We start from the raw sequence: 19,479 nt of genomic DNA, 5'->3' as shown, positions 1-19,479 counted from the left end.
GCCCATCATCCCGGCACTCACGTCGATCCGCGGCGGGTCCAGCGGAACGTGGTGACGCACAGGACGAGACCGGCCACGAGCCAGGCGGTCAGGACCAGCGCGGTGCGTCCGGTCTCCCACGAGCCCGCCATCTCCTGCGCCTGCCACGCGTCCGGCAGGAAGACGCCTCGCATGCCCTGCGCGATCCACTTCAGCGGGAACGCCGCGGCCAGCTGCTGCAACCAGGTCGGGAGGTCGGTGAAGGCGAAGTACACGCCCGAGACGAACTGCAGCACGATCGTCGGCGGGATCACCAGCGCCGACGCCGAGCGCGCCGTCGGTGCCAGCGACGAGTAGGCGATGCCGAGCACCGTGCCGCCGGCGGCGCCGAGCAGGAAGACCCACGCGAAGGTCGTCCAGCTGGCGGCGTCGGTGGGCAGCGGGACGTCGAAGGCCAGGGCGGCCACGCCCAGCAGCAGGGCCAGCTGCGCGAGCGAGGTGAGCGCGACGAGCCCGACCTTGCCGAGGAAGTAGGCCAGCGGCGGCATCGGGGTGCAGCGCAGCCGCTTCAGCGTCCCGTCGTCGCGCTCGACCGCGACGCCCAGCGCCATCGTCTGGAAGCTGGTGAGCACCACGCCCGCAGCGATCATGCCCGGCAGGAAGAAGCGGGCGGCGTCCACGCCCGCGGCCTGCGCGCCCGCGTCGAAGTCGTCGCCGAAGATGACGGCGAACATGACCAGCAGCAGCACCGGGAACGCGAACGAGAAGAAGACCGACTCCTTCTCGCGGAAGTACTGCTTCAGCTCGAGGACCGTGCGGTCCCACCCCAGGGCGGCGGTGCTCATGCCGGTACCACCTCGTTGCCGAGCGCCCGTGCGGCGGAGGCGGTCTCGCCGTCCAGGTGCGGACGGACCAGGGAGAGGTAGGTGTCCTCGAGCGTCGGCCGGGTGACGGTCAGCTCGGGCACCTCGCCGTCGAAGACGTCGGCGAGGGTGGCGACGAGCTGCGTCGGGGTGGCGGTGCGCTCGGTGCGCCGGGCCCCGTCGTGCAGCCACGAGACCGTCGCCAGCGCCGACGACCGGCCGCCCAGCGCGGCCGGGGTGTCGAGGGCGACGAGCCGCCCGGCGGCGATGACGCCGACGCGGTCGGACAGGTGCTCGGCCTCGTCGAGGTAGTGGGTGGTGAGCACGATCGTGGTGCCGCCGTCATGCGCGAGCGAGCGGATGAGGCCCCAGAACCCGCGGCGGGCCTGGGGGTCGAAGCCGGTCGTCGGTTCGTCGAGGAACAGCAGCTCGGGCCGGCCGACGATGCCGAGGGCGACGTCGACGCGGCGGCGCTGACCGCCGGACAGGCGTCCGACGCGGTCCCCGGCCTCGTCGGTCAGTCCGACCGCCTCGATCACCTCCTCGACCGGGCGGGGTCGTCGGAACGCCCTGGCGGTGCTCGCCACGACCTCCCGGACGGTGAGCAGGTCGAGGCCGGTCGAGCTCTGCAGGACGATGCCGACCCGTTCGCGCCAGGCCCGGCCCGCGGTCGCGGGGTCCTCGCCCAGCACCCGCACCGTGCCGGCGTCCGGGCGACGCAGCCCCTCCAGCACCTCCACCGTCGTGGTCTTGCCGGCGCCGTTGGGCCCGAGCAGACCGAACACCTCGCCGCGCTCGATCCGCAGGTCGAGGCCGTCGACCGCAGCCCTCCCGCCGTAGGCCTTGCGCAGGCCCCTCACGTCCACCGGTGCGTCCATGCCGTCCACGCTGGTGGCCCGCGCCGGCGCGGGGGAGCGTCCACCGGTGGACGAGGGGTCCACCGGTCGGTGGACGTCCGGCGAGAAAGTCGGGACGAACCACCCCACAACGGACGCCTGTCGGGCACGGTGGAGGCCATGCCGACCCTCCCGCTGCCCTCGACGCGCGGCCTGCTGGTGCTGCTCGCCACCGTCGTCCTCGCGCTCGCCGTGCCGGCGCTGGTGAACCCGGTGCACGCGTACCCGCCGGACCCGTCGTCGCCGTCGGTGGCGGCGCAGCGGCTGGCGGGGCTCACGGTGCGCGCCGAGGACGGCTCGGGCTACGACCGCGACCTGTTCCCGCACTGGTCGACGGTGCAGAGCCCGTGCGACACCCGCGAGACGGTCCTGCAGCGGGACGGGAGCGGCGTGGTGACCGACTCGAGCTGCCGGGCCACCGGCGGGCGCTGGTACTCGGTCTACGACGCGGTGTGGGTCGAGGACTCGAGCTCGGTCGACATCGACCACATGGTGCCGCTGGCCGAGGCGTGGGCGTCCGGGGCCGACGGGTGGACGACCGCGCAGCGCGAGGCGTTCGCGAACGACCTCACCAACCCGCAGCTGATCGCGGTGTCGGCGTCGAGCAACCGCAGCAAGAGCGACAAGGACCCGGCCGAGTGGCAGCCGCCGAACACCTCGGTGCACTGCGTCTACGTGCGGCAGTGGATCGACGTCAAGCACGTCTACGGCCTGTCGGTCGACAGCGCCGAGCAGGCCGCCCTGCAGCAGATGCTGGGGTCGTGCTGATGTCGGACCCGCGCGGCAGGATGGCCGGATGGCCGCCGAGCAGACCCACCACGCCCTCGACTACACCGAGCTCGCCGTCGACGACCTCGCCCGCGCGCGGGCGTTCTACGAGCGGGCGTTCGGCTGGCGGTTCCACGACTACGGCGGTGCCTACGCGGGCATCGAGGCGCCGGACGGCGAGGGCGAGGTCGGCGGGCTGAACCCGCAGGGCTCGCCGGGGCCGGGCGGCCCCCTGGTGCTGCTGTGGTCGACCGACCTCGACGCCAGCGCCGACGCCGTGCGCTCGGCGGGGGGTGAGGTCGTGCAGGGGCCGTACGACTTCCCGGGCGGGCGCCGGTTCCACTTCCGCGACACCGAGGGCAACGAGCTCGGCGTGTGGGGCGCGTGAGCGACCCCGCCGGCGACGCGATGCTCGCCGGGGTGCGGGTGCTCGAGGTCGGCGGACTGGGCCCGGTGCCGCACGCGGGCCTGCTGCTGGCCGGTCTCGGCGCCGACGTGGTGCGGGTCGAGCGGGCCGACGAGCCGGCCGGTGCCTGGTCGTGGGACGCCACCCGGCGCGGACGCCGGCGCGTGCGCGCCGACCTCAAGGACGCCGAGCAGCTGGCGGCCGTGCGGGCGCTCGCGGCGCGGGCCGACGTGCTGCTCGAGGGGTTCCGCCCCGGCGTCGCCGAGCGGGTGGGCCTCGGACCCGAGGAGCTCCGCGCGGCCGACCCGCGGCTGGTCTACGGGCGGATGACCGGCTGGGGGCAGGACGGCCCGTGGGCCGGCGCGGCCGGGCACGACCTCAACTACCTCGGTCTCACCGGGGCCCTGCACGCGATCGGGGCCGACGACCCCGTCCCGCCGCTCAACCTGGTCGGCGACTACGGCGGCGGGTCGGCCTACCTGGTCGTGGGTGTGCTCGCGGCGCTGCTGCGCCGAGGACGGACGGGCGAGGGGTGCGTGCTCGACGCCGCGATCGTCGACGGCGCGAGCCACCTGCTGCAGCTGGTGCTGTCGCTGCACGGCGCCGGGAGCTGGAGCGACCGGAGGGCGTCCAACCTGCTCGACGGCGGTGCGCCGTTCTACCGCACCTACCGGTGCGCCGACGGCGGGTACGTCGCCGTCGGGTCGCTCGAGCCCGCCTTCTACGCGCTCCTGCTCGACGGCCTCGGCCTGGCGTCCGACGACGTGCCCGACCGCGACGACGCGTCCGCCTGGCCCGACCTCGCCCGGGTGCTCGGCGACCGGTTCGCCGCGCACCCGCGCGCGCACTGGGAGCGGGTGTTCGGCGGCACGGACGCCTGCGTGACGCCCGTCCTGACCCTCGCCGAGGCACCCGACCACCCGCACCTGGCGGCGCGGGGGGTGCTGCGGCGCACCGACGACGGCGTGCTGGTCGCGGCGGCGCCGCGGGAGGCGGGTGCGGGGCCGACGCACCTGCCGCCGTCCGACGACGTCGACCTCGCCGACGCGGTCGCGGCGTGGTCGGACTGAGACCGGTTGCGGCTCAGGCGGTGCGGTCGAGCCGGGGGAGGGTCGGCCACCGGTCGGACGCCCACGCCGGCCAGGTCGGGAACGGCGCCGGCGGGTCGGGCAGCGGACCGAGCGCGAGCTCGGCGTCGTCGGGTGCGCGGAACCCGGCGACGAACCGGTCGTGGTCGGCCTCGGTCATCTCGAAGGTCTCGTGCGGCGTCTCCTGCCACCGGGTGGTGCAGCGGCGCCGACGCTCGTCCTCCGGCAGCGTGAGGTGGTGCAGCTCGAAGCCGGCACCGGCGAGCACCGCCACCGCCCGCACGGCGTAGCGCTCCTCGGGCGACCAGCACCCGAGGTCGAGCACCACCGAGGCGCCGCACCGCAGGGTCTCGTGCGCGAGCCACAGGAACCGGCCCTCCAGCACGTCGCGGCGCCCACCGGCGTCGGACTCGCCGAACAGCGGCGCCATCCACTCGTCCGGCGTGAGCCGCGCCGCGGGCAGGTCCGCGGCGAGCCGGCGCGCCAGCGTGGTCTTGCCGACGCCCGGCAGCCCGACGGTCAGGTGCAGCACCGGCGTCGTCGTCCCCACCGCGCCAGTCTCCCGCCTGGCGCGCCCGGGCCACCACCGGCAGCGTGGAGCGGGTGGACCACGAGCGCACCGGACCTGGAGCCCGCACCGCGGCCGTGGTCGCCGTGCTGTGCGGGATCCAGTTCGTCGACGTGCTGGGCGTCACCAGCGGGGTGACGGCGCTGCCGCAGATGCTGGCCGGCGTCGGCGCCTCCCCGGCGGTCACGCCCGTGCTGGCGACCGCGTACGCCGCGTGCTTCGGCGGGCTGCTCGTGGTCGGCGGACGGCTGGGCGACCGCCACGGCCACCGGCGGGTGCTGCTGCTCGGCACCCTCGGGTTCTGCCTGGCCGGGGTGCTCGGCGCGACGTCCGGCTCGGCGGTCCAGCTCGTCGCCGCGCGGGCGCTGCAGGGCGCGACGGCCGCGCTGTGCGTCCCGGCCGCCCTGCGGCTGCTGCTCGACGCGGCGCCGCTGCAGCCACGCCGCGGACGGGCGCTGGCCGCCTGGAGCGCCAGCGGCGCCGCGGCGGGTGCCGCGGGCTTCCTGGTCGGAGGGGCGCTCACCACGACGCTGGGCTGGCAGGCGGTGTTCTGGGTGAACGTGCCGGTCGGTCTGCTGCTGCTCGCCGGCGTCCGGCTGCTGGTGCCGGCGGGTACCCGGGACCGGGACGTGCGGGTCGACCTCGCGGCCGCCGCCCTGCTCGTCGGTGCCGTGATGGCGGTGATCGTCGGGGCGTCGGCGGCCGAGCAGCCGTCGCTGCGCGGCACCGGCGCCGCGGTCGCGGTGGTGGGCCTGGTGCTCGGCGCCGCGCTCGTGGCGCACCAGCGCCGCTCCCGGGACCCGCTGGTCCCGCGGGCGGCGGTGCGTTCGGCGAACCTGCGCACGGGCACGGCGTTCTCGTGGCTCAACACGGCGACCACCAGCTCGATCGGCGTGCTCGCGACCCTGCACCTGCAGGACGAGCTCGACCTGTCTGCCGCGGGGGCGGGCCTGGCGCTGCTGCCGTTCAGCCTCGGGGTGGTCCTCGGGTCGTCGACCACGCCGTCGTGGGTCGGTCGCGTCGGCCCGCGTCGCGCGGGCGCGGTCGGGCTGGCGCTGGTCGCCCTCGGTTGCCTTCCGCTGGTGCTGGCGCCGGGCTCGCCGGTCGTGCTGTCGGGCGGTGTGCTGGTGTGCGGCACGGGGCTCGGGATCGCGTCGGTGTGCGCGACGACGATCGGCACCGACGTGCCGGAGGAGCTCACCGGCACCGCCGGTGCCGTCGTCAACACCGCGGCCCAGCTCGGCACCGCGCTCGGCGTGGCCGCGCTCGTGCTGCTCGCCGCGGTGGTCGGTCCGCCCGCGGGCACGTTGGTCGGCTGGGTCGTCGCGGCCGCGCTCGCGGTCGCCGGCGCGGCCCTGCTGGTGCGCCCGCGTCCGTCACCTCGCGGCCGCTAGGCGGGTCGGCGGCGTCCTCACGGAGGCTCGTGCGCGGGCGCGCGCCAGCGCCGTCCGGTGGCGCGGGCGGCTCGGACGTCGTCGTGGAAGGTGTTGCGCAGCAGCGTGCCTGGTGGGTGGCCGTGGTGGTGCGGTGGTCGGAACACGGGTCGGCCGTCGCGCTCCAGTAGCTGCCACCCGTGCTCGGGTTGGGCGTGGATCCTGGTGTGGTGCCGAGAACAGAGCAGCGCCAGGTTGTCGATGGTGGTGGGGCCCCCGCGGGACCACCAGATGACGTGGTGGGCCTCGCAGAGCGACGGTGGTGCGGTGCAGCCGGGCCACACGCAGCCGCCGTCGCGGGCGGCCAGTGCGGCGCGCTGGTGCGGGGTGGCGAGTCGACCAAGGGTCTCCATCGCGACGACCCGTCCGCTGGAGAGGGTCACCTTCTCGAGGATCGCGTCGCAGACCAGCCGGGCCAGCGTGCCGGGCGAGACCTGTTGCCCGGTCGTGGTGGTGGCGGTCTGCTGGTCGGCGTCGACGTGCACCACGACCCGCGGCACCGCCGTCTTCACCCCGTCGGGCTGCGGCAGACGCAGCTGCGCGCCGGCGAGCTCTGCCATGGTGACCAGGGCGTCGGCGCGGCGCTGCCCGCGGGTGCGGACATCGGGGTCGCCGCCGGCGCGCAGGTCGTGCCGATCCTGCTCGGCGATCGCGTCCAGTATCGCGGTGAAGGTCAGCCCGCCGGCGGCGTCGAGCTGACCCGAGACCAGCACCATCCCGGTCGAGTCGGTGACCACCCCGAGGTGGCGACGTCCGTGGGCGTGCTCGTCGAACCGGTCGGCGCCGTCGGGCAGCAGCCTGTCGAGCAGGTGCTGGGCGAGCTTGTCGGCGGTCTGCGGGTCCCAGGCGCCGGCTCTCGTCGTCAGCTCGGCGTCGACCTCGTCGCGCCGCTCGCGGACGACCTGCCGGGGGATGCGGTCGAGGCAGCGTCGGGCGACGTCGACGTGCTCGCGGCTGACCGCACCCGCGGCCCAGGCCCCACCCAGACCACGCAGGTCACCGGTCTGCGGGCACGTCACCGCCGCGTTCGCCAGGTCGGCCTGCGCACGACCGGGCCGCACCCGGCACCGATCGGTCAGCACCGCCTTGGTGACAGCACCCCGGCGGCCGCGGGTGTCAGGCGCCTCGCGCGACACCGACTCCCGCAGCAGCCTCGCCTTCTGCGCGGCCAGCCGCGCCTCCTGCGTGGTCACGTCGACGATCGCCTCGTGCAGCTCGGCGTCGGTCAGACCCCATACGGGCGCCGCGTCGAGGTCGTCGAGACCGGCGGTGACGGCCGCGACCGCACCCGTCACACCACCTCGACCCACGTCACCCGCAGCCCCCACCGACATGTCCTGATGCTAGGGGCGACCACCGACAACGCCTGTCCTGCAACGTGATCTGTGCACAACCGGCTATCCGATCGCACCCCTGTGGACAGGCTCCGTGCCGCGGTCGCGCCGACCGGCTCCGCTCCCTAGGCTCCCCGTATGGGCACCGAGCCGGAGCGGACCGACGACGGTCGCTACCTGGTCATCGACGGCCGCAGGTGGCGGGCGAGCGACCCCGACATCCCGCCCGACCGCCGCGAGGAGCTCGTGAAGTCGCTGATGGCCTGGCGCCGCGAGGTCGGTCGCACGAAGGGCACGGACGACGAGGCGCGCTCGCGTGCCGGCGTGCACGCCGCGAAGGTCGCACTGGGAGAACGCGGTACGCCCTGGTGGGAGCAGACCGACGACGAGCGCCGCGCCCGCTGGGAGACCGACCCGCCGCCGGTCACCAGGCCGTGAAGCCGCCGTCGACGAGCAGGTCGGTCGCGGTGACGAAGCCGGCCCCGGGGCCGAGCAGGAACAGGACCGGGCCGACCACCTCGTCGATCGTCGCGAGCCGGCCCATCGGCGTCTGGTCGGCGAACGAGCGGAGCAGGTCGGACGGGGTGTGCCGGGTCATCTCGGTGTCGACGTAGCCGGGGCTCACCGAGTTCACCCGCACCCCGTCGACGGCCCACTCGACGCCGAGGCCGCGGGACAGGTGCACCACCCCCGCCTTGGCGGCGCCGTACGCGACGTGGTCGACGCCGCGGTTGACCACGTGCCCGGACATCGAGGCGATGTTCACGATCGCGCCGCCGTGCTCGCGCATCGCGGCGTGCTCGGCCTGGCAGGCGAAGAAGACGCCGTCGAGGTCGACCTCGACGACGCGGCGCCAGGCGTCCGCGCTCATGCCGGCGGCGGGCTCGAGCCCGTCGACGCCCGCGCAGTTCACGCCGTAGCGGACCGTGCCGAGCTCGCCTGCGCGGCGCACGCAATCGTGCACCGCGTCCTGGTCGCGGACGTCGACCGCCAGCGCCAGATGCGCGACGCCGGCGGCCCGGCACACGTCCTCGAACGCACCCGTGTCGGCGCCCGCCCGGTCGAGGCACGCCACCGCGACGCCGTGGTCGGCCAGCGCTGCCGCCACGCCCAGGCCGATGCCGCGAGCCGCGCCGGTGACGACGGCGACAGCGCCCGCCTCCAGCCCGGCGGTGGAACGGCCGCTCACGCCACCACCTCGACGGGCTGGCGCAGGACGGTCCGCAGCTTCTCGGGAGCCACCCGCCGCCGGTCGCTCAGGTAGATCTCGTGGTGGCGACCGGTGAGCCGCAGGCCGTTCGCGGGGACGAACTCCTCGTGCAGCTCGCGGAGCACCTCGGCCTCGTCGTCGAAGCTCCCCACGTGCAGCGTCTGCACGCACCGGCCCTCCGACAGGGTGCCGAGCACGACGTCGTCGAGGCGCTCCGGCACGTCCGGCTTCGCGCGCACCCGGGCGACGGCATCGGCCACGAGCGCGTCGTCGACCCAGTCGGGGACGACGGTGAGCAGCAGCCAGTCCCAGCGCGCCTTGTCGCGCGCCGCCGTGAACGTGTCCATGTCGTCGGCCCACCACAGGCCCTCGAGCGGCATCACCACGTAGTCGCGTCCGAGCTGCTGCTTGCTGGCGAACTTCACGCCGTACGCGACCGGGTAGAGCGAGGCGAGGGCCGTGGCGAACGCGGGCCCGTTGGGGTCGCCGTGACCGCGGATCGCGAGGTGCCGCAGGTCGGGCACGTCGAGCACCCGGAAGCGGCCCCGGGTCGCCCGGTAGCAGTCGAGCTGCTTGAGATCGACCTTGCCCGAACCGTTCCCGCCCGCGGTCGCCATGCCGGCGAGGGTACGCCGACGCCCCGCCCCGCGAGGTCCGCGGGACGGGGCGTCGGTCGAGCCGGAGGTCAGCCGGCGCGGCGGCGCCGTGCCGTCAGCACCAGGCCGGCGCCGAGCAGCAGGGTCGTCAGCGCGACGCCCGCGAGGGCGGCAGCGCCGTCGGCACCGGTACGGGGCAGGCGGGACGCGGCCGCGGTGACGCCGGTCGCCCCGGCAGAACCCGTTGCGCCGGCGCCGGTCCCGCCCGTGCCGCCCGAGACCGGCGGGGTGGTGCCACCGCCGCCGGCGCCGGCCGCCGTGACGGTGACCCGCAGCGTGCCGTCCGCCGTGCCGCCCGCACCGTCGGCGACGGTGTAGGTGACCGTGACGACCCCGACGAAACCGGGGGCGGGCGTCACGACCAGCTGCCCGTTCGGGCCAGCCGTGACGGTGGCGCCGTTGTCGGCGACCCACGACACGACCGTCAGCGACTGCGTGGTGCCGGGGATGTTCTGGTCGCCGTCGTTCGCGAGCACGTCGACCACGACCGAGCGGCCGGCGACCGTGGTCGCGGTGTCGGGCGCCGTCACGGGCGTCGCGTTGAGCACGGTGACGGTCGCGGTCGCGACGACGGTGTCGGTGCCGTCGCCCACCTCGTAGGTGAACGTCACGGTGCCGGCGAAGCCGGTGGGCGGGGAGTAGCGCACCTGGCCGGCCTCGACGACGACCGTGCCGCGCACCACGCCGTCGGCGTCGACGGGGGCGCCGAGCGTCCCGATCGACAGCGTGTCGCCGTTGGCGTCCTCGACGCCGGCGAGCACGTCGACCAGCACCCCCACGTCGGTGGGCGTGGTCGCCGTCGCGGCCGTCGTGACGACCGGCGCGGCGTTCAGGACCGTGACGGTGACGGTGCCCTGGTCGCTGCCGCCCGCGCCGTCCGAGACGGTGTAGGTGACGGTGACCGTGCCCGTGAAGCCGTCGGCCGGCGTCACGACCAGCGCGCCGTCGGCGTCGACGACGACGGTCGCGCCGTTGTCGGCGCTCACCGCGGTGACGACCAGCTCCTGGTCCGAGCCCGGCACGTTGCCGTCGGTCGCGTCGGCCAGGACGTCGACGGTGACGGGCTGGTCGGTCCCGGTGGACGTGGTGAGGTCGGCGGCGACCGGCGCGGCGTTCTCGACGACCACCGTGACGGTGCCGGTCGAGGTGGACGTCCCGTCGGTCACCTCGTAGGTGAACGTCACGGTGCCGGCCCAGCCGGTCGGCGGGGTGTAGCGCACCTCGCCGTCCTCGACGACGACCGTGCCGCTCGTGGTGCCGTCGCCGTCCACCGGGGTGCCGAGCACACCGGTGAGCGTGAGGGTGTCGCCGTTCGGGTCGCTGTCGCCGTCCAGCACGTCGACCAGCACCGAGGTCGACGTCGGCGTGGAGACCGGGCCGTCCGCGACGGCGACGGGCGCGCCGTTCGCGACGGTGAGCGTGACAGTGGCGTCGGCGCTCTCGTCGGTGCCGTCGCTGACGCGGTAGGTCGCGACCACGGTGCCCTTGAAGCCGGTGGCCGGCGAGATCACCAGCTCGCCGTCCGCGTTCACCGAGAGCGTCGCGCCGGCGGTGGCCGAGACCGGCACCACCGTGAGCGTCTGCGTCGGGGTGGGCTGGTTGTTCAGGTCGCTCGCGTGCGCCAGCACGTCGACCTCCGCGGCCGCGTCGGTGGCGGTGGTGGCGGTCAGGTCCGCCGCGACGGGCGCCGCGTTGGTGACCGTGACGGTGACCGTGCGGGTGGTGCTCCCCCCGCGCCCGTCGGTGAGGACGTAGTCGAACGTCGTGGTGCCGGTGAACCCGGTCGGCGGGGTGTACGTGGCCACGCCGCCAGCGCCGAGGACGACCGAGCCGACCGCCGGCTGGGTCACCGACGCGACGGTCACGGTGTCGCCGTTGGGGTCGGACGAGCCCGCGAGCAGGTCGATCTGGCGCGAAGTGTTCGTGGCGGTCGTGGCGCTGCTCGTGGCGGCGACGGGCGGGCCGTTGACCGTCAGCGTGACGGTCGCGGTGTCCGTGGCGCTGCCGTCGGTCAGCGTGTACGTGAACGTCGTCGTGCCGACGAAGCCGGCGGGCGGCGTCCAGCTGCCGGTGCCGTTCGCGGCCAGCACCACGCTGCCGCTGCCCGGCTGGGTGTACGACGACACGGTGGTGACGTCGCCGTCCGGGTCGGAGTCGTTGCCGCGCACCGCGAGCGGCACCGGGGTGGTGCCCTGCTGCACGACGACCGCGTCGTCGACGGCGTCCGGCGCGCGGTTCGTCACGGTGATGGTGACCAGGCCGGTGTCGGTGCCGCCGCGGGTGTCCTGCACCACGTACTCGAACGAGTCCGTCCCACGGAAGCCCGGGTTCGGCGTGTACTGCAGGCGGCCGTCCGGCAGCTGCACCACGGTGCCGTTCGCGGTGGCGGACGGGTACGACTTCACCGTCAGCGCGTCGCCGTTGGCGTCGGTGTCGCCGGCGAGCACGTCGACCGCGACCGGCGAACCGGCCGGGGTGGAGGCGGTCTCGTCGTCGGCCGTCGGCGCGTCGTTGACCACGTCGACCCGCACCACGGCGGTCGAGGTGCCGCCGTTGCCGTCCGAGATCGTGTAGGTGAACGCGTCGCGGCCGGCGAAGTCCGGGCGAGGCGTGTAGACGAGACGGCCCTGGGCGTCCTGGACGACGGAGCCGCCGGCGCCGTCGGTGGCGCCGAGCAGCGTCAGGGTGTCGCTGTCGGGGTCGGTCGAGGCGGCCAGCACGTCGAGCACCAGCGAGCCGGCTCCCGGGGTGGGCCGCAGGGTGCGGATGTACGAGGGCGCGGACGGCTCGTTGTTGGCCGACGGGTCGGACGGGACGGTGCCGACGACCGAGTTGCTCGCGGTCGACTGCGCCGCGCCGGTGGTCTGGCCGCGGTAGGTGTAGGCAGCGACGTTCGTGAGGTCCTGGCCCTGGGCGTCGGCGTCGACGCGGACCCGGAACCGCACGGTGTGCTTGGTGGCGCCGCCGTCGGCCGGGATCGACCCGCCCTCGGCGGTGGTGGCACCGGCGCCGAGGCGCGCCACCACGTGGCCCTGGTTGGCGTCGGCGACGAACTCGCCGGTGTCGTCACCGGGCTGGTCGGTCACGGCGACGCCGTCGACGCTCAGCGAGCCGGGCACGTACGTCGTGCCGACCGGCACGGCGTCGAAGAACGTGGAGTCCGAGGCGGTGTCGAGGCCGATGTTCTCCGCCGGGACGGTGTACTCGAGCACGTCGCCCGGGTCGGCCGACGTGGCGGTGCCGGCCGTGGAGCCGTCGGTCACGTTCGTGACCTGCTTCGAGCCGAGCAGCGTGGGGTCGTACAGCTCGGTCGCGAAGGTGACCACGCCCGGGTAGTAGGTCTCGCTGTCGGTCGTGAGCCGGATCGTCGCGCTGGTCGCGCTGTTCGGCAGGATGTTGTCCGCGCCGAGCACGTCGGCGTCGAAGCCGAGCTGGTTCGCGTACGCCGGGTTCCGGCCCGGCGTCTCGACGCCGCGCTCGGTCAGGCTGGAGTTGAAGACGTTGTTGCGGGCGTTGCGGGCGTCCGCGACGTTCGTGAACGCCGTCGGGGACGTCGGGGCGCCGGCCTTGAGCAGCAGCTGGTCGCCGACCGAGCCCGCGTCACCCTCGTACGACACCATGCCGAGCTCGGTGCGCACCGGACCGGAGGGCGGGGTGATGAAGCCGTCGACGGTCAGGTCGACGGTCTGGTTGCCGGCGCTGGCGCTGACGTCGCCGAACCCGCGGTAGACGGTGAGGTTGCGTGCCGGGGCGGCCGGGTCGGCCATCACGACCACCAGCGACCACCCGGCGTGCCGGTTGACGGCGCCGGCCGAGACCTGCACGTTCGCGACGGTGTACGCGCCCGAGCCGGCTGCCGCGATCTCCTCGGTGACGTCGGAGTAGCCCTGGAAAGAGCCGTCAGGGCGCGTCATGAAGTCGTCGGCCACGACGGTGGTGTACCCCGCGGTCCCCGGCGCGTGGAGCCGCACCTGGTTGCGCTCCGCCGGGGTCGGCGCGGCCGTGCCGGCGCCCCACACCAGGGCGGCGTAGAGCACGTTGCCGCCGGCCGGCACGTCCACGCGCGCGGTCGAGGAGTTGAAGGTGCCGGCATCGGCGTCGACGTCGACGTACGCGGCGCTGAACTGGTTGTTGTTCAGGTTGGTGCCGTTGGCGTCGGCAGCGTTCGACGGCCCGCCGGGCGAGACCCACGTGCGCGCGGCGGCGCAGCCGGTGGCGCCGGTGGCGCAGGTGAGCAGCGTGTTGCCGCGGACCTGGATCGACCCGTTGGTGTTCACCGAGAACGCCTGCTGGAACGGGGTGGTGATCGCGGCGTCGGCGGGGCGCGCGCCCGGCAGGGCGACGAGCAGCACCGCGAGCAGGGCCACGGCGAGGGCGCTGGCGGCGAGCGGGCGCGACTGGCGGCGAGCGGCGTCGCGGGCGAGGACGATGGTGGTCACGTCAGGAGTGGTCGGAGCGTACGGTGCCCACCTTGAGCCACGTGTGCGCCGATCGGGTGCCGTGCAATCCATTGCAGCTGCCGACTCATGACGGTGGGTCACGCCCGGTGACCGAGCGTGATCAGGTGGCTCAGGGGTCGACGAGGCCCGAGCGGTGCGCCCAGACCACGGCCTGCACCCGGTCGCGCACCCCGAGCTTGGCCATCGCCCGCCCGAGGTGCGACTTCACGGTGCTGGTCTCGACCACGAGCTCGGCGGCGATCTCGGCGTTCGACAGGCCGTCGGCCAGCAGCCGCACGATCTCGGCCTCGCGCGCCGTCAACCGCTCCAGGCCCTCGGTGTCGGGGGTGGGCCCCGCCCCGCGGCGCGCGAACTCGCGGATCACCCGGCGCGTGACCGCCTGCGCCAGCAGACCCTCGCCGGCGGCGAGCCGGCGGACGGCGTCGACGAGGTCGTCCGGCTCGCAGTCCTTGAGCACGAAGCCGCTCGCTCCCGCCTCGAGCGCGCCGAAGACGTACTCGTCGAGGTCGAAGGTCGTCACGACCAGCACGGCGGGCGCCTCGTCACCGCCCTCCTGCACGATCGCGCGGGTCGCCGCCAGGCCGTCGCCGCCCGGCATCCGCACGTCCATGCACACGACGTCGGGACGCAGCAGCCGCGCCTGGGTCACCGCCTGCGGCCCGGTCGAGGCCTCGCCCACGACCTCGAGGTCGCCCGCGTCCTCGAGGAGCACCCGGAACCCCGCCCGCACCACCGCCTGGTCGTCGACCAGCAGCACCCTCGTCGTCACCGTCGTCCTCCCGCGTCGTCGTCCCGGTGCGGCAGCACCGCGCGCACCCGCCACCCGCCGTCGGCCGTCGGGCCGGTCGCGAGCGTCGCACCGACCAGCTGCGTCCGCTCGCGCATCCCGACCAGGCCGGCGCCACCACCTGCGGCCACGTCCGGCGCCGCGGTGCGCGGCGCCCCGTTCTCGACCACGAGCTCGACCCGGTCGTCGTCGCGCGACAGCCGCACCCGCACCGGTGCCCCCGGGGCGTGCTGGCGGGCGTTCGACAGCGCCTCCTGGGCGACGCGGTAGAGGGCGACGTCCGCGACCGGCGGGAGCCCGAGGGGCGTCGCGGGCACGTCGAGGTCGACCTCGGCGCCGAGACCCCTTGCCACGTCGACGAGCTCGTGCAGCACGTCGAGCCCGGGCACCGGCGCACCCGGGTCGTCCGCACCGCCGGCGGCGTCCGACCCCGGCGGCTCGCGCAGCACCCCGACGAGCAGGCGCAGGTCCTCGAGCGTGGCCCGTCCCTGCGACCGGATCCAGCGGGTGCCCTCGAGCGCCGCCTGCGGGTCGCGGCCGATGAGCCGCTCGACCGCGGCGGCCTGGACGACCACACCTGACAGGTGGTGCGCGGCGATGTCGTGCAGCTCGCGGGCCATCCGGGTGCGCTCGGCCGAGATCGCCGCGCGCACCCGGGCCCGCTGGGCGTCCTGCAGGTCCTCGGCCCGGCGACGCAGCAGCACGACGTAGCGCCGCCGGGTGCCGACGTAGCCACCGACGAGCGCGCCACCGCCGTAGACCAGCAGCGCCGCGCCGCCGTCGGCCAGCTCCGGCAGCCACGGGTCCACCCCGTCGGTCGCCCGCAGCAGCACCGAGCCGCCGGCCTCCGCCAGGACGGCCGTCGCCACGGCCCACGCGGACGCGCGGCCGGGCAGCAGCGTCCCCAGCGTGTAGGCCGCGACGGCCGGAGCGGCGAGCCGCACCGACGCGTCCGGCGGCACGAGCGCGGTCAGGGCGAGCTGGCAGGCGACCACCACCGCCAGGCACGCGAGCGGCCGGGTGCGGCGCACCGCGAGGACGAGCGCCTGCATCGAGGTCAGGGCGAGCACGGGGGCGCGGGGGAGCTCCTGCGGTCCCAGACCCGGCTCGTCGCGACCGAGGTGCAGCAGGACGAGCACCCCGACGGCCGTCGCAAGCGCGACGACCACCGCCAGCGCCGCGTCGCGGGCGGTGGTGCCGCGCAGGCCGGCGCGGTCGAGGGCGCGGTCGACGCGGCTCCACCAGGTCGGGTGCGGCGGCGCCCCCGGGTCGGGTGCCGGTGCGGGTGCGGTCTCGATGACGTGCTCCCTCGTCGGGGCGGGACGGCCGCGGGCCGCCGCCAGGATGCCAGGTCACGCCGGGTGCCGGCGGCCGCGCGGCCACCGGCGCCCGGCCGGTCAGTACGACAGGTCCGGTGCCAGCAGCCGGAACTCGACGGCGAACCAGGTGAGCGCGGCCAGCGCGAGGACCAGGCCCGCGCTGCGGGTGACCGCGAGCGCGCCCGCCCGGCGCCGCGCCCGCTGCACCAGGCGGACGGCCGCCGGTGCGAGGGCGAGCAGTCCGACCACCAGCAGGCCCTGCAGCCCGCGCAGCACCCCGGCCGGCACCTCCTGCAGACCCATCACGGTCGTGACCGCAGCCGCCCAGCCCGCGACCGCGACGACGGCGGCGACCGTGCCCGCCGCGGTCAGACCGGTGACGGCGCGATCGGCGCGCGAGCCCCGCGCCTTCGACGACGTGCCGTCGCGGCCTCGCAGCCGGCGGACCAGCCGCACCGGGCCGACGACCAGCCACCCGAGCACCGTCAGCACCATGACCGCGACGGCGCCCACCAGCACGGGCACGCCGAGCCGCTGGGTGGTGGTGAGGGGCAGCAGCGCGAACGCCGACTCCGCACCGACCGCCTCGACCTCGCCCGACGCCGACAGCCGCGCCGCCAGCGTGCGCCCGCCGCCCACCTCGCGCCACACCCACGGCTCGACCTCGGTGAGGACGGCCGGCTTCCCCGTGCCCGGGTGGGGGTCGACGTGGAGGCGTCCGTCCTCGAGGGCGGTGAGCGTCGTGGTGCCGGCGAGACCCACGACCGACAGGAACGTGCTGCTGAGCGCGCGCGACGAGGCGTACCTGCCCGTGACGGCGGCGGCGTGCTCGCGCGCGGTCGCCTCGTCCACGCCCGTCGGCCCGTCGGCCCCGTCCTCGGGGAAGTAGCGGTCGGCGAACTGGCGCACGAGCGTGTCGCGCACGTCGAGCGACGACGTGGGTCCGGTGCCGGAGCTGTTGAGCGACACCACGATCCCGGTGCGGTCGTCGGGGTACACCTGGAGGTGCGAGTGGAACCAGTTGGTGTCGCCCCCGTGGCCCAGCACCCGGTGGCCGTTGCGGCTCTCGTCGAAGAAGCCCAGGGTCATCCGCTGGCCGGCGGCGAGGGCGCCGAGGTCGTCGCCGTCGAGGGCGGGCTCCTGCATCAGCGCGAGGGTCGCGGGCTCGAGCAGCGGCGTCCCGGTCACGGGCTCGCCCAGCAGCGCGAGCGCGAACGCGGCCATGTCGGTGGTGGACGCGGTGAGCGCGCCGGCGGGGGCGGTGCCGACGACCTCGAAGGGGGCTGCGGCGGAGGACGAGTCGGCGTACCCGCGCGCCATCCGCGGCTCCAGCCGGTCGGGCAGCGGCTGGGCGAAGGTCGACGACGTCATGCCGGCGCGGTCGAGCACGTGCTCCTGCACGTACTCCTCGAAGGGCTGCCCGCTGACCTGCTCGACGACGTACCCCGCGAGGGCGTTGCCGTAGTTGGAGTAGGCGGGCACGGTGCCGGGGGCGTACAGCTGCTCGGGCGGGTCGTCGGCCATCGCCGCCCGGAGGTCGACCGGTGTGCCCGGGGGCCCGATCAGGCCGCGGACGCGCTCCTCGAAACCGGCTGTGTGCGTGAGCAGGTGGCGCAGCGTGATCGGTGCGTCGAAGCGCCGCCGCAGGTCGACGTCGACGTACTCCTCGACGTCGGTGTCGAGGTCGACGCGGCCCTGCTCGACCAGCTGGAGGACGGCGGTCGCGGTGGCGAGCTTCGACACCGACCCGACACGGAACAGGGTGTCCTGCGGGTCGACCGGTACCGGCTCGCCGCCGTCGGCCCCGGTGTCGGCCCAGCCGTAGCCGCGGGCGGCGACGACCTCGCCGTCGTGCACGACCGACACGGCCGCCCCGGCGATGCCGTGCTCCTCGAGCGCGGTGGGCAGCACGCCGTCGAGCCACGCGCCCACGTCGGTCGGCGTCAGCGCGGCAGGGCCGGGTGCCCCGGGCTCGGCCGCGACGGCGGCCGGTGCGGCCTCGGCGGCGGGGGTGGCGCCCGTCGGGGCGGCGGCGCAGGCGACCGTGCCCAGCAGGACGCCGGCGGTGACGAGCGCTCCGGCGGCGCCGCGCAGGCGGGTGGTGGTGGGGTGCATCGTGGGTGCTCCTCGTGCCCCGGGTCCCGCGGGCTGTCCACGGGTCGGCCCTCGGGGCGTCCGTCCCAGCGTCGGCGGGGGTCGCGCACGGGCGCATCGCGCTCGAGGAGGCAGTCGACCTCCTCCGGAGGTCGGAGACGCCTTGCCGTTCCAGCAAGCACGTTTGCCAAGCAGCGTGGTCTCGGCGCACCCTGGTCGGGTGCCGGATGACGACCCGCCGGCGGACGAGGAGGGGACGTGGACCACGAGTTCGACCGCGGCTACTGGGAGTCGCACTGGGAGCAGGCGTCGGGCCGGACGCCGGCACCGGCCCACCCCTACCTGGAGCGCGAGCTCGCCGGCCTCGCGCCGGGCACCGCCCTCGACGCCGGGTGCGGCGAGGGGGCGGAGGCGCTGTGGCTCGCGGCGCACGGGTGGCGGGTGACCGCCGTCGACGTCTCCGCCGAGGTGCTGGCGCGGGCGTCGGCCCGCGGAGCGCAGGGTGGCGCTGACGGGATCGACTGGGTGCGAGCCGATCTCACGACCTGGGCGCCGCCGGTCGAGCACGACCTGGTGACCACCCACTACGCCCACCCGGCCATGCCGCAGCTCGGCTTCTACGCCCGGGTCGCCGAGTGGGTCGCGCCCGGCGGCACGCTGCTCGTCGTGGGTCACCGCGCCGGTGACCACGGGCGCCACGGCGCCCCGAGCCACCTGGACGACCTGAGCCACCACGGCCACGGCCACCACCGGGCGCGCGGCGCCCACCCCGACCACGCCAGCGCCACCGCGGCCGAGGTCGTGGCGCTGCTCGACCCCGCCCGCTGGGACGTCGTGACGTCCGACGAACCGACCCGGCGGGTGGAGCGGCCGGGCGGCGACGCCGAGCTGCACGACGTCGTGGTGCGGGCCGTCCGCCGCCGCTGACGGGTTTGCACGATCGTCGCGATCGTGCAAACATGCACTTCGTGATCGATGGTGCAACCAGTGTGCGCGAGCGTCGGCTCCTGCGCACCGCCGACGACCTGTCGACGGCGGCCCGGGCGCTGGCCGTCGAGGTGGGGTTGGCGGGCTTCACCGTCGAGCAGGTGTGCGACGCCGCCGGTGTCTCGCGGCGCACCTTCTTCAACTACTTCGCGTCCAAGGAGGACGCCGTCCTCGGGCGGTGCCTGCGTCGGCGCGACGAGCAGGCGGTCCTGGCGTTCCTCGACCGCGGGCCGCGGCCCGACGCCCTGCTCGACGACCTGGTGGCCCTGCACGCGGCGCGGTGGGAGACGCTCGGCATCACCCGCGCGACGGTCGCCCAGGTGCGCGCGGTGCTCGACCGCGAGCCGCGGGTGCTGGCCCGGTTGCTCGAGATCGCGCAGGAGGACGAGCAGGCCGACGTCGTCCTGGTGACCCACCGGGAGGGACTGGTCCACGACGACGTGCGGGCCCTCACCGCCGTCCAGCTCGTGGGGACGCTCGCCCGCGCGAGCGCGTTCCAGTACCTCGAGTCCGAGCCCGACGCCGCGCTCACCACCACCTTCGCCGACGTCCTCGCCGACCGCCTCGCGGTGGCCCGGGCGCTGCTCGGCTCCTGACCCGGCGCCCTCCGCGCCCGACACCCACGGGACCC

General features: G+C 75.6%; 17 protein-coding genes. 7 read left to right on the top strand and 10 right to left on the bottom strand.

The features are described 5' to 3' along the window. Window positions 1-17 precede the first annotated feature (17 nt). Together ACYVKY_RS01685 and ACYVKY_RS01680 are read right to left on the bottom strand one after the other, a co-directional pair. Window positions 18-824 (bottom strand): ABC transporter permease, encoded by an 807-nt coding sequence (locus ACYVKY_RS01685; protein ID WP_460433255.1) that lies wholly within the window; start codon window positions 822-824, stop codon window positions 18-20. Then, on the bottom strand, window positions 821-1,720 hold the full coding sequence (locus tag ACYVKY_RS01680; RefSeq protein ID WP_460433254.1) for an ABC transporter ATP-binding protein: 900 nt from the start codon (window positions 1,718-1,720) through the stop codon (window positions 821-823). The genes ACYVKY_RS01685 and ACYVKY_RS01680 overlap by 4 nt, the downstream gene beginning before the upstream one ends. Before the next feature lie 138 nt (window positions 1,721-1,858). On the opposite strand from ACYVKY_RS01680, the gene ACYVKY_RS01675 reads away from it, so the two are divergent. The 3 genes from ACYVKY_RS01675 to ACYVKY_RS01665 are packed head-to-tail and all read left to right on the top strand — an operon-like array spanning window position 1,859 to window position 3,982. Then, window positions 1,859-2,506: an HNH endonuclease family protein gene (locus tag ACYVKY_RS01675; RefSeq protein ID WP_460433253.1), complete on the top strand. Its 648-nt coding sequence runs from the start codon at window positions 1,859-1,861 to the stop codon at window positions 2,504-2,506. A gap of 28 nt (window positions 2,507-2,534) precedes the next feature. Continuing rightward, window positions 2,535-2,894 carry a VOC family protein gene (locus ACYVKY_RS01670; protein WP_460433252.1) on the top strand — a complete coding sequence of 120 codons (360 nt, stop codon included), beginning with the start codon at window positions 2,535-2,537 and terminating at the stop codon, window positions 2,892-2,894. After that, complete coding sequence (locus ACYVKY_RS01665; RefSeq protein ID WP_460433251.1) at window positions 2,891-3,982, top strand: CaiB/BaiF CoA transferase family protein; 1,092 nt, start codon at window positions 2,891-2,893, stop codon at window positions 3,980-3,982. Before ACYVKY_RS01670 ends, ACYVKY_RS01665 begins: the two co-directional genes overlap by 4 nt. A 13-nt stretch (window positions 3,983-3,995) precedes the next feature. Here the strand turns inward: ACYVKY_RS01665 and ACYVKY_RS01660 are convergent, their stop codons facing one another. Then, window positions 3,996-4,550, bottom strand: a complete 555-nt coding sequence (locus tag ACYVKY_RS01660; RefSeq protein WP_460433250.1) for an AAA family ATPase — start codon at window positions 4,548-4,550, stop codon at window positions 3,996-3,998. Between the two features lie 53 nt (window positions 4,551-4,603). Here ACYVKY_RS01660 and ACYVKY_RS01655 point away from each other — a divergent pair, with 53 nt between their 5' ends. Next, window positions 4,604-5,962 carry an MFS transporter gene (locus ACYVKY_RS01655; RefSeq protein ID WP_460433249.1) on the top strand — a complete coding sequence of 453 codons (1,359 nt, stop codon included), beginning with the start codon at window positions 4,604-4,606 and terminating at the stop codon, window positions 5,960-5,962. 17 nt (window positions 5,963-5,979) lie between these two features. On the opposite strand, the gene ACYVKY_RS01650 is transcribed toward ACYVKY_RS01655, so the two are convergent. Continuing rightward, complete coding sequence (locus ACYVKY_RS01650) at window positions 5,980-7,335, bottom strand: HNH endonuclease signature motif containing protein (RefSeq protein WP_460433248.1); 1,356 nt, start codon at window positions 7,333-7,335, stop codon at window positions 5,980-5,982. Window positions 7,336-7,473: 138 nt separating this feature from the next. On the opposite strand from ACYVKY_RS01650, the gene ACYVKY_RS01645 reads away from it, so the two are divergent. Then, window positions 7,474-7,773: a hypothetical protein gene (locus tag ACYVKY_RS01645; protein WP_460433247.1), complete on the top strand. Its 300-nt coding sequence runs from the start codon at window positions 7,474-7,476 to the stop codon at window positions 7,771-7,773. On the opposite strand, the gene ACYVKY_RS01640 is transcribed toward ACYVKY_RS01645, so the two are convergent. From ACYVKY_RS01640 to ACYVKY_RS01615, 6 genes are all read right to left on the bottom strand, one after another. Next, window positions 7,760-8,524, bottom strand: coding sequence for an SDR family oxidoreductase (locus ACYVKY_RS01640; protein WP_460433246.1), 765 nt, complete (start codon window positions 8,522-8,524; stop codon window positions 7,760-7,762). The genes ACYVKY_RS01645 and ACYVKY_RS01640 overlap by 14 nt on opposite strands. Continuing rightward, window positions 8,521-9,162 carry a GyrI-like domain-containing protein gene (locus ACYVKY_RS01635; RefSeq protein WP_460433245.1) on the bottom strand — a complete coding sequence of 214 codons (642 nt, stop codon included), beginning with the start codon at window positions 9,160-9,162 and terminating at the stop codon, window positions 8,521-8,523. The genes ACYVKY_RS01640 and ACYVKY_RS01635 overlap by 4 nt, the downstream gene beginning before the upstream one ends. Before the next feature lie 68 nt (window positions 9,163-9,230). Beyond that, window positions 9,231-13,640 carry a beta strand repeat-containing protein gene (locus tag ACYVKY_RS01630; protein ID WP_460433244.1) on the bottom strand — a complete coding sequence of 1,470 codons (4,410 nt, stop codon included), beginning with the start codon at window positions 13,638-13,640 and terminating at the stop codon, window positions 9,231-9,233. Between the two features lie 130 nt (window positions 13,641-13,770). Beyond that, on the bottom strand, window positions 13,771-14,430 hold the full coding sequence (locus tag ACYVKY_RS01625; protein ID WP_460433243.1) for a response regulator: 660 nt from the start codon (window positions 14,428-14,430) through the stop codon (window positions 13,771-13,773). Continuing rightward, window positions 14,427-15,617: a sensor histidine kinase gene (locus ACYVKY_RS01620; protein WP_460433242.1), complete on the bottom strand. Its 1,191-nt coding sequence runs from the start codon at window positions 15,615-15,617 to the stop codon at window positions 14,427-14,429. Before ACYVKY_RS01620 ends, ACYVKY_RS01625 begins: the two co-directional genes overlap by 4 nt. A 228-nt stretch (window positions 15,618-15,845) precedes the next feature. Beyond that, window positions 15,846-17,882 carry a serine hydrolase domain-containing protein gene (locus tag ACYVKY_RS01615; protein ID WP_460433241.1) on the bottom strand — a complete coding sequence of 679 codons (2,037 nt, stop codon included), beginning with the start codon at window positions 17,880-17,882 and terminating at the stop codon, window positions 15,846-15,848. Between the two features lie 237 nt (window positions 17,883-18,119). Between ACYVKY_RS01615 and ACYVKY_RS01610 the strand changes: the two genes are divergently transcribed. Together ACYVKY_RS01610 and ACYVKY_RS01605 are read left to right on the top strand one after the other, a co-directional pair. Further along, window positions 18,120-18,788, top strand: a complete 669-nt coding sequence (locus tag ACYVKY_RS01610; RefSeq protein ID WP_460433240.1) for a class I SAM-dependent methyltransferase — start codon at window positions 18,120-18,122, stop codon at window positions 18,786-18,788. A 62-nt stretch (window positions 18,789-18,850) separates the two neighbouring features. After that, window positions 18,851-19,444, top strand: a complete 594-nt coding sequence (locus tag ACYVKY_RS01605) for a TetR/AcrR family transcriptional regulator (protein WP_460433239.1) — start codon at window positions 18,851-18,853, stop codon at window positions 19,442-19,444. Window positions 19,445-19,479: the final 35 nt, after the last annotated feature.

This window comes from Angustibacter speluncae, assembly GCF_054777815.1.
The sequence above is the reverse complement of the archived record's forward strand: the minus strand, read 5'-3'. Positions and strand labels throughout refer to the sequence as shown.